The organism is Kitasatospora griseola (assembly GCF_044999035.1).
Lineage (GTDB): Bacteria > Actinomycetota > Actinomycetes > Streptomycetales > Streptomycetaceae > Kitasatospora > Kitasatospora griseola.
The window spans coordinates 3,943,619-3,958,374 of record NZ_CP173360.1 but is presented as its reverse complement, the minus strand read 5'-3'; the positions used below and the strand labels follow the sequence as shown (position 1 = coordinate 3,958,374).

General features: G+C 71.8%; 13 protein-coding genes and 1 pseudogene. 8 read left to right on the top strand and 6 right to left on the bottom strand.

Features of this window, described 5'->3' with window-relative positions:
* Nucleotides 1-5: 5 nt before the first annotated feature.
* From ACI1MP_RS17740 to ACI1MP_RS17730, 3 genes are all read left to right on the top strand, one after another.
* Nucleotides 6-1,592 (top strand): SCO6880 family protein, encoded by a 1,587-nt coding sequence (locus ACI1MP_RS17740; RefSeq protein WP_100587603.1) that lies wholly within the window; start codon nucleotides 6-8, stop codon nucleotides 1,590-1,592.
* Nucleotides 1,593-1,611: 19 nt separating this feature from the next.
* Nucleotides 1,612-2,958, top strand: a complete 1,347-nt coding sequence (locus ACI1MP_RS17735) for an ATP-binding protein (RefSeq protein ID WP_380339700.1) — start codon at nucleotides 1,612-1,614, stop codon at nucleotides 2,956-2,958.
* Between the two features lie 188 nt (nucleotides 2,959-3,146).
* A complete protein-coding gene (locus ACI1MP_RS17730; RefSeq protein WP_404869008.1) occupies nucleotides 3,147-4,955 on the top strand; it encodes a bifunctional metallophosphatase/5'-nucleotidase in 1,809 nt (602 codons plus the stop codon).
* A gap of 54 nt (nucleotides 4,956-5,009) precedes the next feature.
* Here ACI1MP_RS17730 and ACI1MP_RS17725 read toward each other — a convergent pair whose 3' ends face one another.
* The 5 genes from ACI1MP_RS17725 to ACI1MP_RS17705 form a co-directional block, all read right to left on the bottom strand.
* Nucleotides 5,010-6,413, bottom strand: a complete 1,404-nt coding sequence (locus ACI1MP_RS17725) for a sensor histidine kinase (protein ID WP_380339706.1) — start codon at nucleotides 6,411-6,413, stop codon at nucleotides 5,010-5,012.
* 59 nt (nucleotides 6,414-6,472) lie between these two features.
* Complete coding sequence (locus ACI1MP_RS17720) at nucleotides 6,473-7,249, bottom strand: response regulator transcription factor (protein WP_404869007.1); 777 nt, start codon at nucleotides 7,247-7,249, stop codon at nucleotides 6,473-6,475.
* 73 nt (nucleotides 7,250-7,322) lie between these two features.
* Nucleotides 7,323-8,402, bottom strand: coding sequence for a S1C family serine protease (locus ACI1MP_RS17715; protein WP_404869006.1), 1,080 nt, complete (start codon nucleotides 8,400-8,402; stop codon nucleotides 7,323-7,325).
* An 89-nt stretch (nucleotides 8,403-8,491) separates the two neighbouring features.
* Nucleotides 8,492-9,544, bottom strand: a complete 1,053-nt coding sequence (locus ACI1MP_RS17710; RefSeq protein ID WP_043915573.1) for a LacI family DNA-binding transcriptional regulator — start codon at nucleotides 9,542-9,544, stop codon at nucleotides 8,492-8,494.
* 137 nt (nucleotides 9,545-9,681) lie between these two features.
* Complete coding sequence (locus ACI1MP_RS17705) at nucleotides 9,682-10,413, bottom strand: winged-helix domain-containing protein (RefSeq protein WP_380339718.1); 732 nt, start codon at nucleotides 10,411-10,413, stop codon at nucleotides 9,682-9,684.
* A gap of 587 nt (nucleotides 10,414-11,000) precedes the next feature.
* Between ACI1MP_RS17705 and ACI1MP_RS17700 the strand changes: the two genes are divergently transcribed.
* The 5 genes and pseudogenes from ACI1MP_RS17700 to ACI1MP_RS17680 form a co-directional block, all read left to right on the top strand.
* Nucleotides 11,001-11,258: a MoaD/ThiS family protein gene (locus ACI1MP_RS17700; RefSeq protein ID WP_380339721.1), complete on the top strand. Its 258-nt coding sequence runs from the start codon at nucleotides 11,001-11,003 to the stop codon at nucleotides 11,256-11,258.
* Between the two features lie 112 nt (nucleotides 11,259-11,370).
* The gene (locus ACI1MP_RS17695; protein WP_083462612.1) at nucleotides 11,371-12,042 is read left to right on the top strand and encodes a DUF2993 domain-containing protein; all 672 of its coding nucleotides are present in this window, start codon (nucleotides 11,371-11,373) and stop codon (nucleotides 12,040-12,042) included.
* A 508-nt stretch (nucleotides 12,043-12,550) separates the two neighbouring features.
* Nucleotides 12,551-13,384 carry a sulfurtransferase gene (locus ACI1MP_RS17690; protein ID WP_380339724.1) on the top strand — a complete coding sequence of 278 codons (834 nt, stop codon included), beginning with the start codon at nucleotides 12,551-12,553 and terminating at the stop codon, nucleotides 13,382-13,384.
* Between the two features lie 40 nt (nucleotides 13,385-13,424).
* On the top strand, nucleotides 13,425-13,715 hold the full coding sequence (locus ACI1MP_RS17685; protein ID WP_035864892.1) for a DUF1416 domain-containing protein: 291 nt from the start codon (nucleotides 13,425-13,427) through the stop codon (nucleotides 13,713-13,715).
* Between the two features lie 74 nt (nucleotides 13,716-13,789).
* Nucleotides 13,790-14,017: pseudogene (locus tag ACI1MP_RS17680) on the top strand (DUF3099 domain-containing protein); the annotation flags it as partial.
* A 172-nt stretch (nucleotides 14,018-14,189) separates the two neighbouring features.
* Here ACI1MP_RS17680 and ACI1MP_RS17675 read toward each other — a convergent pair.
* The gene (locus tag ACI1MP_RS17675; RefSeq protein WP_189277987.1) at nucleotides 14,190-14,552 is read right to left on the bottom strand and encodes a DsrE family protein; all 363 of its coding nucleotides are present in this window, start codon (nucleotides 14,550-14,552) and stop codon (nucleotides 14,190-14,192) included.
* Nucleotides 14,553-14,756 lie beyond the last annotated feature (204 nt).

Genomic DNA, 14,756 nt, shown 5'->3' with positions numbered 1-14,756 from the left:
GGTAGATGAGCAGCGACCAGTTCGGCCAGTACGGCGCCCAGTACGCCCAGCCGTACGCCCAGCCGCGCCGCAGCTACCTGATCGGCAAGGCGCGCCCGAACGCGCCGATCGGGCGCAACCGGGAGACCGGTGAGATCGTGCTGATCATCGCCGGCGCGGGCCTGGGCATGCTGTGGGGTCTGGGGGTGCCGATCCTGCCGCTGCGGCTGGCCGGCCTGGTGGGTTTCCCGCTGCTGGCGATCATGGCGGTGTACGTGCCGTACCGGCGGCGGACGTTCTACAAGTGGGTGGAGATCAACCGGACGTACCGGCGGACGGTGCGCAGCGGCCGGGCGGTGTGGAAGCCGGACGTGCACGAGGCCGGGACGCGGTTGGACGGGCGCGAGGTGGAGGTCGGTCCGCCGCCGGGGGTGGGGCGGCTGCGCTGGCTGACCGCGCCGTTCGGGCCGGACGAGGTCGCGGTGCTGATGCACCTGGAGCGGCGCACGGTGACTGCGGCGATCGAGATCGAGGGCCCGGGCGTGGGCCTGCGCGACTCGGAGGACCAGGAGGCGCTGGTCGACCGGTTCGGCACGCTGCTGAAGCACGTGGCCAACGGCGACGGGTTCGTGACGCGGCTGCAGATCCTGGCCCGGACGCTGCCGGCCGACCCGGACGCGCACGCCAAGGACGTGGAGCGGCGCGGCGACCACTCGGCGCCGCGCTGGCTGCAGGAGAGCTACGACCAGCTGCAGTCGATGGTGTCGACCTCCTCGGAGCAGCACCGGGCGTACCTGGTGGCGTGCATGCAGTACACCCGGGAGCTGGCGTCCGAGGCGCATGCGATGGGGCGGACCGCGTACGGCCGGGACGAGGCCGAGCGGGACCGCGGGGACGACGGTCTGGCGACCGTGATGGCGCGTGAACTGACGGACATCTGCGCCCGGTTGGCGGAGGCGGACATCCGGGTGCGGCAGCCGCTGGGGCAGGCCCGGTTGGCGTCGCTGATCCACTCGATGTACGACCCGGACCACCCGATCGACCACATCCAGGCGATGAGCCGGCGCAACGCCTGGCCGGCCGAGCTGGACGCCACGCACCCGCAGTACCTTATGGCGAAGACCCGGGAGTCGGCGACCCGGGAGCCGTGGTGCCACGCCACCGCGTGGATCAAGGAGTGGCCGCTGACCCCGGTCGGGGTGAACTTCCTGGCGCCGCTGCTGGTGCACACCCCGGACGTGATCCGGACGGTCGCGGTCACCATGGACCTGGAGCCGACCGACGTGGCGATCGAGCGGATGCTCACCGAGAAGACCAACGACGAGGCGGAGGCCAGCCGGGCGGCGAAGATGAACCGCACGGTGGACCCGCGCGACCTGGCGCACACCGGCCGGGTGGACCAGCGCGGCGACGACCTGGCGTCCGGCGCGGCCGGGGTGAACCTGGTGGGCTACCTGACGGTGTCCTCGCGCAGCCCGGAGGCGCTGGCCCGGGACAAGCGGACCATCCGCGCCTCGGCGGGCAAGAGCTACCTGAAGCTGGAGTGGTGCGACCGCGAGCACCACCGGGCGTTCGCCAACACCCTGCCGTTCGCCACCGGCATCCGCCGCTGAACCATCGGAGGCCCCTCAGATGCTCGGAAACCTCACCGACGGCTTCGCCAGCGCCCTGTTCGGCCGGGTGGAGACCACCCGGCTGCCGGTGCGCACCTCCAGCGGCCAGGCGCAGGCGGTGTACCTGCCGACGGCGGCGCCCGGCCTGGGCGACTCCGGGGTGATCATCGGCCGCGAGGTGTACAGCGGCAAGGGCTACGTCTACGACCCGTTCCAGCTGTACGGCCAGCAGCTGCCGGCCCCGCACTGGCTGGTGCTGGGGGAGTCCGGCAACGGCAAGTCGGCGCTGGAGAAGACGTACGTGCTGCGGCAGTTGAGGTTCCGCGACCGCCAGGTGGTGGTGCTGGACGCGCAGGGCGAGGACGGCGTCGGCGAGTGGAACCTGATCGCCAACGCACTGGGGATAAAGTCCATCCGGCTGGACCCGCTGGCGGCCCGGGACGGCGGGGTGAAGCTGAACCCGCTGGACCCGGCGATCACCACCACCGGCCAGCTGTCGCTGCTGCGCACCATCATCGAGGTGGCGATGGCCCGCCCGCTGGAGGAACGGGCCGGCTTCGCGCTGAAGGCGGCGCACGCGTACGTGCACGCCACGGTGAAGGACCGTCAGCCGGTGCTGAACGACATCATCGACACGCTGCGCAACCCCGACCTGTCGGCGGTGGAGTCGCTGGGCGTGGAGGTCGGCGAGGTGCAGTCCTGGGGCCTGGACGTGGCACTGGTGCTGGACCGGCTGGTCGACGGCGACCTGCGCGGCATGTTCGACGGCCCGACCTCGGCGGGCATCGACCTGGACGCGCCGCTGATCGTCTTCGACCTGTCGCACATCGACCGGAACTCGATCGCGATGCCGATCCTGATGGCGATCGTCGGGGTGTGGCTGGAGCACACCTGGCTGCGGCCGGACCGGGTGAAGCGGATCTTCCTGGTCGAGGAGGCCTGGCACATCATCAACAGCCCGTTCGTGGCACAGCTGTTCCAGCGGCTGCTGAAGTTCGGACGCCGGCTGGGCCTGTCCTTCGTGGCCGTGGTGCACCACCTGTCGGACGTGGTGGACGGGGCGGCGGCGAAGGAGGCGTCGGCGATCCTGAAGATGGCCTCCACCCGCACCATCTACATGCAGAAGGCGGAGGAGGCGAGGGCCACCGGCCGGGTGCTGGGTCTGCCGCGCTGGGCCGTGGAGATCATTCCGACGCTGTCGCCGGGCATCGCGGTGTGGGACGTCAACGGCAACGTGCAAGTGGTCAAGCACATCATCACCGAGGCCGAGCGCCCGCTGGTGTACACCGACCGGGCGATGACCGAGGACGCGGTGGCCGAGCGCGAGCGCGCCGAGCAGCAGCTGGCCGCCCAGCCCAGGATCTGACCGCCGCGGCGGGCCGGCCGGTGGGCCGGACGACGGGCTGACCGAGGGTCAGCAGAGAAGTCGTCGGTCCTCGGATACCAGCTCGTTACCCCAGGGTTCCTGACAGCTACGCGCGTGGACTCTAGGCTGCTCCCCGATACAACGCCAGGCCGCCGTCCGTCGCGGCCCCGACGGTGCAGGGGACCTTCATGCCCATTTCCGGTTCGACCGGCCGCCGCAGGACCGCGCTCGCGGTCGCTGCAGCCGCCGCCCTCATCGGCTCGATGGCCCTGCCGGCCACCGCCGAGGCCCACGGGCACGGCCACGACAAGCCCAAGTACGAGGACCTGCAGCTCCTCGCCATCAACGACCTGCACGGCAACCTGGAGCCCCCGGCGGGTTCGTCCGGCACCGTCAACGAGATCGACGCGACCACCGGCAAGACCGTCGCCACCCCCGCGGGCGGTGTCGAGTACCTGGCCACCGCGCTGCGCAACGCCCGCGCGGGCCACCCGAACAGCGTGACCGTCGCGGCCGGCGACATCATCGGCGCCAGCCCGCTGATCTCCGGCCTGTTCCACGACGAGCCGACCGTCGAGGCGATGAACCAGATCGGCCTCGACGTCACCTCGGTGGGCAACCACGAGTTCGACGAGGGCTCGGCCGAGCTGAAGCGGATGCAGAACGGCGGCTGCCACCCGACCGACGGCTGCTACGAGGAGGGTCGCACCTTCGAGGGCGCCGAGTTCCCGTACCTGGCGGCCAACGTCACCAACGAGAAGACCGGCAAGCAGCTGCTCAAGCCGTACTGGGTGAAGAACGTCCGCGGCGTCAAGGTCGGCTTCATCGGCGTGACCCTGGAGGGCACCCCGAACATCGTCACCGCCGCCGGCGTGCAGGGCCTCAAGTTCGGCAACGAGGTCGAGACGATCAACAAGTACACCGCGGAGCTGAAGCGCCAGGGCGTCAACTCGGTGGTCGCGCTGATCCACGAGGGCGGCCTGCCGGCCAGCAACGTCTACAACTACGACTGCGGCGCGGGCGGCTCCGGCATCTCCGGCCCGATCGTGGACATCGCCAAGCGCCTCGACCCGGCGGTCGGTGCGATCGTCACCGGTCACACCCACAACTCGTACGCCTGCATGATCCCGGACCCGAACGGCGTGCCCCGCTCGGTCACCAGCGCCGCCTCGTTCGGCCGCCTGTACACCGAGATCGACCTCAAGCTGGACAAGCGGACCGGCTCGATCGTCCGCCCGTCGGTCACCGCGGCCAACCACATCGTGCGCCGTGACCTGCCCAAGGCGCCGGACATGACCGCGCTGATCGGCAAGTACAGCAAGCTGGCCGCCCCGATCGCCAACCGCGCCGTCGGCTACATCAGCGCCGACATCAACGGCCGCGGCTCCAGCGACCTGGAGAAGCCGCTCGGCGACCTGATCGCCGACGCGCAGCTGGCCGGTCTCGCGCCCGCCGACAAGGGCGGCGCGCAGGTGGCCTTCATGAACCCCGGCGGCATCCGCTCGGACCTGGTCTACAAGGCGTCCGGCAGTGAGGGCGACGGCGTGGTGACCTACGGCGAGGCGTTCACCGTCCAGCCGTTCACCAACATGATGCAGGTCAAGACCCTCACCGGCGCCCAGCTGGTCCAGGTCCTGCAGCAGCAGGTCTCCGGCTCCAACGCGGCCGCCCCGAAGATCCTGCAGATCTCCGGCAACCTCGCCTACACGCTGGACCTGAACAAGGCCGGCGCGGACCGCGTGATCGTCGACTCGGTCCGCCTGAACGGCGCCCCCGTCGACCCGAACGCCAAGTACCGGGTCGCCGCCAACGAGTTCCTGGCCGGCGGCGGCGACGGCTTCCCGGCCTTCGCGGCCGGCACCGACAAGCTCGTCGGGGCCTCCGACCTGGACCTCTTCAACGCGTACCTGACGGGCCACAGCACCGCGACCGCCCCGATCGTCCCGCCGGCCCAGAACCGGATCAAGGTCATCGGCGTCGGCCAGTCCATCGGCTGACGAAGCACTGCCGGCAGGGGGCGGGACACTTCGGTGTCCCGCCCTCCGGCGTGCTCAGCGCGGGTCGTCCGGCTGCCCGGGCAGCACCATGACCGCCTGCGTCCCCGGGCCGCCGTCCGTCGCGGGCCCCAGCGAGACCTGTCCGCCGGCGTCCCGCACGCTCTGCGCCACGATCGACAGCCCCAGCCCGGAGCCGGGCAGTTGACGGGAGGACGGGGAGCGCCAGAACCGGTCGAAGACGAACGGGAGTTCGTCGGTCGGGATGCCAGGACCGTGGTCGCGGACCGTCAACCGGCCGGCCCGCAGCCGCACCTCGACCGTCCCGGACGGCGGTGAGTACTTCACCGCGTTGTCCAGCAGGTTGATCACCGCCCGCTCCAGCGCGGCCGGATCGCCGTGCACGTACCAGGGGTTCACCTCGGTGACGAAGGTCAGCGCCGGGCCGCGCAGCCGCCCGCGCTCCAGCGCCCGCGCCACCGTCTCGTGGAACGGCACCACGGTGCGCACCGCCTCCGGGTTCGGGGTGTCCGGGCGGGACAGCTGCAGCAGGTCGCCGATCAGCACGGTCAGCTCCTGCATCTGCGCCTTCATGTTGCCCAGCATCCGCGCCCGGGTCTCCGGCGGCAGCGCCCGCCCCTGCGCGTCGGACCGGATCAGCAGGTCCACGTTGGTCCGCAGCGAGGTGAGCGGCGTGCGGAGCTCGTGCCCGGCGTCGGCGATCAGCCGGGTCTGCCGTTCCCGGGAGTTGGCGAGCGCGGTGGACATCGAGTTGAACGAGGTGGACAGCCGGGCGATCTCGTCGCTGCCGTTGACGGGGATGGTGGCGCCGACCTCCTCGGTGCGCGCGATGTGTTCGACGGCGTCGGTGAGCTGGTCGACGGGCTTGAGCGCGGACCGGGCGACGACCCGGCCGGCGACGCCCGCGCCGATGACGCCGAGGCCGGCGACGGAGGTGATCAGCAGGGCGAGCGAGTTGAGCGATTTCTCCACGCCGTCGGTGGGCAGCGCGGTCAGCAGGACGGCGGGCTGCCGGATGTTGCCCGGCAGCACGACGGCGCTGTTGGTACGCCGTACCTGCGCGTGGTCGTCGCTGTCGACGTAGCTGCCGGTGCGGTAGACCGCCTGGTTGTTCCTGGGCAGCGGCGTGCTGTCGCCCGGTGCCACCTGGATGGCCCGGACGGCGTCGCCGGTCAGGCAGACGGTGCCGTCGGGCAGCACGTACTGGAAGTCGTACTTCTGCGGGCCGAACCGATCGCTGCCCCCGGCGGGGACGTTGGCCAGCGCCTCGGCAGGGGTGGCGCCGCAGTGCAGTTGGCCCCGGTCGGGTGGGGCCACCGGGCTCCGGGGAGCGGCCGAGAGGTTGTCGTGCAGGTCCTGGTAAAGGCGTTCGCGGACCAGCAGCCAACTGGCCATGCTCACCACCGCGATCGCCACCGCCACCGCGGCGGCCGTGAGCATGGCCAACCGGCTCCGCAGCGATCTGCCGCGGAACCACCCCGTGAGCCGGCCGGCGAACTTCACGCCGCGGCGCCGTTGGCGACGGTGCGCAGCGCGTAGCCGACGCCGCGGACGGTCTGGATGATGCGGGGCATGCCGTGCTGCTCGGTCTTGCGGCGCAGGTACATGACGTAGACGTCGAGGGAGTTGGAGGAGGGCTCGAAGTCGAAGCCCCAGACGGCCTTGAGGATCTGTTCGCGGGTCAGCACCTGGCGCGGGTGGGAGAGGAACATCTCCAGCAGCATGAACTCGGTGCGGGTGAGTTCGATGGTGGTGCCGGCCCGGGTGACTTCCCGGGTCGCGGTGTTCATCCGCAGGTCGGCGAAGGCGAGAACCTCGCCGCCGTCCTCGTCGGCGGCGGTGCGGGCGGCGGCCTCCGCGGCGAGCGCGTTGCGGCGGAGCAGGGCGCGGACCCGGGCGAGGAGTTCGTCGAGCTCGAAGGGCTTGGCGAGGTAGTCGTCGGCGCCGACGTCGAGTCCGGTGACGCGGTCGCCGACGGCGTCCCGCGCGGTGAGCATCAGGACGGGCACGGTGTCGCCGCGCGAGCGCATCCGGCGGACGGCGGTGAGGCCGTCCATCCGCGGCATCATGATGTCGAGCAGCACCAGGTCGGGGCGGTCGCGTTCGACGGAGGCGAGGGCCTCGTAGCCGTCGGTGGCGGTGGTGACCTGGTAGCCCTCGAAGGCGAGGCTGGATTCCAGCGCGTCGCGCAGGGCGGGTTCGTCGTCGACCACGAGGACGCGGGCGCCGCCGCCCGGGGCCTCGGCAGGGGTGCGGTCGTCGGCGGGGGGAGTCATCGGCGCTGGGCCCTTTCTGATTCCGGTGCGGTCGTGGCCATTGTCCGTCGCCGGGGGACGGAACCGGCGGGTGTCACAGGTTCTTGCCGGCCTGCATCTGCGGCAGCACCTGCTTGACGCTGTTGATCGGGATGGCGAAGCCGAGGCCGACGCTGCCCGCCTCGGTGCCGCCGGTGGAGCCGGAGCCGCTCGCGGAGTACATCGCCGAGTTGAGGCCGATGACCTGGCCGGAGGCGTTGATCAGCGGGCCGCCGGAGTTGCCGGGGTTGAGCGCGGCGTCGGTCTGCAGCGCCCGGTAGGTGGCGGTGTCGGAGCCGGAGGCGCTGGTGGAGCCGCGCAGGCCGGGCAGGTTGGGGAAGCCGAAGCCGCCGTTGCCGCTGGTGGTGCCCTCGTCGACCTGGACGGAGACGGAGCGGTTCTTGGCGGAGATGATGCCGGAGGTGACGGTGCCGGTGAGGCCCTCGGGGTTGCCGATGGCGACCACCGGGTCGCCGACGGCCGTCGCGTCGGAGTCGCCGAGCACGGCGGTGGTCAGGCCGCTGACGCCGGAGGCGGTGATGACGGCGGTGTCCAGGGACTTGTCGGTGCCGGTGACGGTCGCGGGGGCGGTCCGGCCGTCGTGGAAGGTGACGGTGGCCCGGCCGCCGTTCACCGCGCCGGAGACGACGTGGTAGTTGGTGAGGATCTGTCCGTCGGCGGTGAGGATCACGCCGGTGCCGGTCGCGGTGCCGTTGCCGGTCTGCACGGTGATCTGCACGACGGCGGGGGAGAGCGCGGCGGCGATCGCCGAGACGTTGGCGCTGCCGTTGGCGTTGGCCGCGACCGGGCGGACCAGGGTGCTGCTCGCGGTGGTGGAGCCGTCCCGGTCCTTCACCAGGACGCCGCCGGTGACGCCGCCGAGCAGGGCCGCCATCGCGGCGACGGCGGTGGCCAGGGCGAGGCGGCTCTTCAGCAGTCCGCGGCGGGCGCGGTGGCCGCCGCGGCCGCCGGGCGGCGGCAGCTCGGGGCCGGCGGCGAAGGCGGTGGGCGGCAGGGCCGGGTACCCGGGGTGCTCGGGGTACGGCTGCTGCGGCGCGGCGGGCGGCGTGGGCGGGAGCCAGCCCGCGCCGCCGTCCTGGGGGTGGGGCTCGTGGGTGCTGCGGTGCTCGCTCATGGGAATGACGTTCCGCCCGCTTCATGAACGTTCGATGAGAGGGCGGTACGAGTTCCCCGAGAAGCGCGTCAGCTTCTCATAAAGCCTGGTCAGGCCGGAGATCGGTCCGAGTCGCCGGAGCAGCCGCAGGAACGCCGCACGACCAGCCGGGACGGGAACTTGCGGACCCGTTCGGTGTCGCTGCCGGGCACCATCAGCGAGTCGTCGAGGACCAGGTCGACGGCGGCCCGGGCCATCGCGTCCCGGTCGGAGGCGACGGTGGTGAGCGGCGGGTCGGCGAACCCGGCCTCCGGGATGTCGTCGAAGCCGGCCACCGCGAGGTCCTCGCCGACCCGCAGGCCGAGTTCGCGGGCGGCCCGCAGCACGCCGATGGCCTGGTCGTCGGTGGAGCAGAAGATGGCCGGCGGCCGCCGGTCGGAGGAGAGCAGGTCCAGCGCGACCTGGTAGGCGCCGTAGCGGTGGAACGGGGCGTCGATCAGGTGCGGCTCGGTGGGCAGGCCGTGCGCGGCCATGGCGAGCTCCCAGCCGGCCACGTGGTCGATGACCGGGTCGCCGGGGGCGGGCGACTCGACCGGTCCGCCGAAGCACGCCACGTACGGGTGACCGTGCACTTCGAGAAGGTGACGGACGACCAGTTCGGAGCCGCCGACGTCGTCGGTGACCACGGCGACGTCGTCGATCGCCTCGGGGCGGCGGTGCAGCAGCACCACCTTGGCGCCCTCCATGGCAGCGAACTCCTCGGCGGCGCGCTGCGAGGGGCCCTGGCTGACCAGGATCAGGCCGGAGACCCGCATGCCGAGGAAGGCCCGGACGTAGTGCACCTCGCGGTCGTCGACGTAGTCGGAGTTGCCGATCAGCACGAGCTTGCCGCGCTCGGAGGCGGCGCGTTCCACGGCGTGCGCCATCTCCGCGAAGAAGGGCTGCCGGGCGTCGGGGACGACCATGCCGATCAGGTTGGTGCGCCGGGAGGCCATCGCCTGGGCGACGGAGTTCGGGCGGTAGCCGAGCTGCTCGATCGCGGCCAGCACCTTTTCCCGGGTGGCCGGGGCGACCGGCCGGGGACCGTTGTTGATCACATAGCTGACGACCGCGGTCGAGGTCCCAGCCAGTCGGGCTACATCGTCGCGCGTCACCTTGGCCACGGGGGGAGTCTACGCGGGTGGCTCGGCGCTTCGAGCCCGGGTCGCACCTGGTGGGACGGGGTGCTTTCGGGACCGAACCGGACCGATCCGGGCAAGCCGGGCGAGGGGTGGCGCCGCCCGGCCCGTCCGACGGCCGGTCAGCGTTCGCGGTGTGCCGCGGCTCTGTTCGGCTCGGCCCGTTCGCCGCTGCGCTCGGCCCGGTCCGGGACCACGAAGCGGTAGCCGACGTTGCGCACGGTGCCGATCAACTGCTCGTTCTCGACCCCGAGTTTGGCCCGCAGCCGGCGCACGTGGACGTCCACGGTGCGGGTGCCGCCGAAGTAGTCGTAGCCCCACACCTCCTGGAGCAGCTGGGCCCGGGTGAACACCCGGCCGGGGTGCTGGGCCAGGTACTTCAGCAGCTCGAACTCCTTGAAGGTGAGATCGAGGGACCGGCCCTTGATCTTGGCGGAGTAGGTGGCCTCGTCGACCGACAGGTCGCCGTTGCGGATCTCCATCGGGGAGTCGTCGACGGCGACCTGGAGCCGGCCGAGGGCGAGCCGCAGTCGGGCCTCGACCTCGGCCGGCCCGGCGGTGTCCAGCAGCACGTCGTCGATGCCCCACTCGGCGGTGACGGCGGCCAGGCCGCCCTCGGTGACCACCAGGATCAGCGGGCTGCCGATGCCGGTGGACCGCAGCAGCTGGCACAGGCTGCGGATCTGCGGCAGGTCGCGGCGCCCGTCGACCAGGATCACGTCGGCGTTCGGGGTGTCGACCAGGGCGGACCCCTCGGCGGGGGCCACCCGGACGCTGTGCAGCAGCAGGCCGAGGGCGGGCAGCACCTCGGCGGAGGGTTGCAGGGCGTTGGTCAGCAGGAGCAGTGAACTCATACCCGGCCAGTCCCCTTTCCGGGTCGTCGCGGTCGCGGCCGCCGGGGGGACGACGGACGCGGTACAGGGTGGGGGAGCGCCGACAGTCCGGAGGGGACGGCGGCGGACGGGGCGGCGGCCGTCCGGGGGTCCCGCAACCCCCGGCGTCCCACTGGTGCCTCGTCCATCGGCGTACCCTCCGCTCTGTCCGCCGACGGCCGGCACGTCGTCGTGCGGTCGGCGGCGGGGCCGGTCCGGCGGCCGGTGCGGGTGGGGCACCGTTCGCAAGAACGTCCTACTGGCGTCCTGAAAGCACAAAAGGATCCGGGGGCGACTCTGCCCGGATCCCTTACGGAATCGAGAATAGCCGACCGCCCGCGCAGTCGGGAGAGGCGCGAGCGGCGCACGGGTCCGCGACCGGCCCCGGGAGGGGTGAGGTACGACACCTTGCGCCCCCGTGATGACCTGGGAGGTTTGCCCGGCGGCGGGGGCCGCGGGCGATGATGTGCCCGCACCGGTCCGGCCGCCGTACCGGGCGAGGACCATCGAGAGGGGTTGCCGTGACCGCTGCCGCCGAAGCCCGTCGCACGCCGGATTCACCTGTGCGGGTGAGCGGAACGGTCCGCTACTGGGCCGCCGCCAAGTCCGCGGCGGGCCGGGCCGAGGAGCCGTACCTGGCCGCCACGCTGGCCGAGGCGCTGGCCGCGGTGCGCGCCGCGCACGCCGGGCGGCCGGAGCTGCTGCGGGTGCTGACCATCTGCTCGTTCCTGGTGGACGGCGACCCGGTGGGCGGCCGGGAGCACGCCGAGGTGCCGCTGACCGAGGGCGGCACGGTGGAGGTGCTGCCGCCGTTCGCCGGAGGCTGAGCGCGGGTTTGCCCGAGTGCCGCGCCGGAACCCGGGCGTCCGTGCGATCGTCCTGTCTTCGGGACCGGTCCGTCGACGAAACGGCCCGGCCGGACCGTTTCAGGGGGAAGCAATGCATGGCGCGGTGAAACTGCTGATCGGCCTCGGAGTGGTGGGCGGCCTGCTGGTCGCCGCCGACCGGGTGGCCGTCGGGGTGGCGGAGGACCAGGCCGCGGACGCGGCGGTCTCCTCCGGCTGGCTGACCAGCAAGCCGACCGTCGAGATCGGCGACGTCCCCTTCCTGACCAGCGCGGTGGCCGGCGAGCTCGACCAGGTCGACCTCTCCTCGGACGGGATGACCGTCACCGACGGCAAGGAGAAGGTGACGGTGCGCTCGTTCCGGGCCAGCCTGTCCCAGGTGAAGTTCACCGACTCCTACCGGGGCGTGACGGTCGGCCGCGGCGACGGCCAGGGCGTGGTCGACTACAAGGACCTCGCCAAGTTCATGCGCGGCGGCGGCCTGCTCAACCTGGAGTACGCCGGCCCCGGCGAAGTGAAGGCCGCGATGCCCGCCGGCGGGATCACCGGAAAGCTGCACAGCGAGGGCAACGACGTGGTCGTCGACAACCTCCAACTGACCGGCACCGCCTCGGCGTTGAAGGGTCTGGCGGGCGACCTGCTGAAGCCCCAGCGGTTCCACCTGACCGGTCTGCCCAAGGGCCTGTCGCTGGCCGAGGCCGCCCCTGAGCAGGGCGGAGTGCGGCTGCGCTTCACGGTCGCCCCCGGCACCACGCTGGGGCATTAGCACCTGTCCGGTGGGCGAGACACGCTGTCCAGCACCGCCGGGAAAATCTTTCGGCAGCACGGGTCCGCCCGGCCCCCGCGCGGGGTCCGGGCCTGGTGGCGCGCGGTGGAAAGCCGGTAAATCTCAGGATTCGGTCGATCGGGTCTCACCATTCGACACGATGATGACAGGGCCCCTTCGGAGTCCCTAGCATCGTCGTCATGAAGCGACAGGCGGACCTCACGAAGCGGCGGGCGGTAGACCACTGCCGCGTGTCGAGCTGCCTCTGTCGAATGCGCTGACCGGGCGGTCCTGGCCCCAGTCACGGCACGCCCGGCCCCGTTCAGGCGCCGCCAGCCGGTAGCAGTTGCGCACCGGTGCGTCGGGAACGACGAGCACCTCTCACGATCCACCCGCCCGGCTCTGCCGCACCTTACGTCGTCCCAATATGCGGACAGTTGTACGGACAACGCGGCCCGGGTGTTTTTCCAGCAGCCTTCCGCCAACCGCCCTCGGATGGAGAACAGCAATGAGCCGCAGCGACGTCCTGGTCGACGCCGACTGGGTCCAGGCACGCCTGGACGACCCGAAGGTCGTCATCGTCGAGGTCGACGAAGACACCGCCGCCTACGACAAGAACCACATCCGCAACGCGGTCCGGATCGACTGGAAGAAGGACCTCCAGGACCCGGTCCGCCGCGACTTCATCGACCAGGCGGGCTTCGAGGCGCTGCTGTCCGCCAAGGGCATCGCCAACGACGACACCGTGGTGCTGTACGGCGGCAACAACAACTGGTTCGCCTCCTACGCCTACTGGTACTTCAAGCTGTACGGCCACGGCGACGTCCGCCTGCTGGACGGCGGCCGCAAGAAGTGGGAGCTGGACTCCCGCGAGCTGGTCGTCGAGCAGCCCGAGCGGGCCGCCACCCAGTACACCGCGCAGCCGGCCGACTCCTCGATCCGCGCCTTCCGCGACGACGTGATCGACGCGATCGGCACCCTGAACCTGGTCGACGTCCGCTCGCCCGACGAGTTCTCCGGCAAGCTGCTCGCCCCGGCCCACCTCCCGCAGGAGCAGTCGCAGCGCCCCGGCCACGTGCCGAGCGCCAAGAACATCCCGTGGGCGAAGAACGCCAACGACGACGGCACCTTCAAGAGCGACGACGAGCTGAAGGCGCTCTACGAGGCCGAGGGCGTCGACCTGGCCACCGACACCATCGCCTACTGCCGCATCGGCGAGCGCTCCGCGCTCACCTGGTTCGTCCTGCACGAGCTGCTCGACCAGCAGAACGTCAAGAACTACGACGGCTCGTGGACCGAGTACGGCAGCCTGGTCGGCGTGCCGATCGAGCTCGGCAACTGAGCCCCGGCTCGCGCGAAGCAAAGAAGAGGGAGACACAGACATGTGCGGTGCGAAGGCCGGCGGCCCGGACCTGGCAGGAGTTGACGTGGCGAACGAGACGATCATCCAGGGTTCGGTGACCCGCAACGAGGAGCCGGTCAACGGCTACGTGCGGCTGCTGGACGAGAACGGCGAGTTCACCGCCGAGGTCCCGACCTCGGCGACCGGGCAGTTCCGGTTCTTCGCCCGCCCGGGCAAGTGGACCCTGCGGGCCCTGGTGCCCGGCGCCACCGTGGACCGCCAGGTGGTCGCCACCCAGGGTGAGTTCACCGAGGTCGCGATCGCGGTCTGACGACCGCGGACAGGATCGAACCGAGGGCCCCGGCCGTCTTCTGACGGCCGGGGCCCTCGGCCTACCCTGGAAGCGTGCAGGCACACCGGCGGCACGTGCGCTACTTCGTGATGATGGGCGTCTGTCTGGGGCTGTTCGTCCTCGCCTGGGGCGTGGTGCGGTTCTTCTCGGTCGGCGCCGCCATCGGCATGTGCGTGGTCGCCATGGTGATCCCGCCGCTGGCCGCCGTCCTCGCCAACCGGCGCGACAAGGACGACGACTGGTGGAACGACCCGCGGTGGGACGACCCCCGCTGGGAGCAGCGCGGCCACGACCCGGACCGGCCGGACCACGAGCCGCCCACGGACCCGTGGGGCGGTCGGCGCTTCGGCGATCCGGGCTTCGACGACCCGCGCTGGGACGACCCGCACTGGGAGCAGCCCGGCCACGACCGCGACCGGCCGGACCGGGAGCCCCCCGAGGAGCGGTAGTGCGTCAGTAGACGAGCGCCTGCGCGCCGTCCGCCATCACCTCGGACAGGAACACCTGCGCGCCGGCGATCCGCACGCCCTCGATCACGTCCGCCTGGGCGATGCCCCGGCGCGCCGCGCACTGGGTGCACAGCGTGACGGTGCCGGCGGCGAGGATCGCCTCCAGCAGGTCCGGCAGCGGCGCGGCGTGCGGCAGTTCGAACTCGGCGGCCTTCCCCGGCAGCGCGAACCACGAGGACTCGCCGGTGAGCCAGAGCGAGACCGGGACGCCGCTGGCGACCGCGACGGAGGCGACCGTGAAGGCCTGCGAGCAGCGCTCCGGCGCGTCCGCACCGGCGGTGACCTTGATGACCAGCTTCTTCGACATGCCCCAGAGACTACGGCCGCAAGGGCCGCCAGATAGACTCCCGGCCGTAGTGGAAAGCCCCGTTCCTCCGTCGAACCCGCCCCTGGGAGCACACCGTGTCCGGTCTTGAGATCTTCTTCGAAAGCCTGCTGGTTCTGGTGGCCGTGCTGATCACCTGGTTCGCCATCTTCTCCGTGATGAAGCTCTACCAGGGCCAGCGCTGAG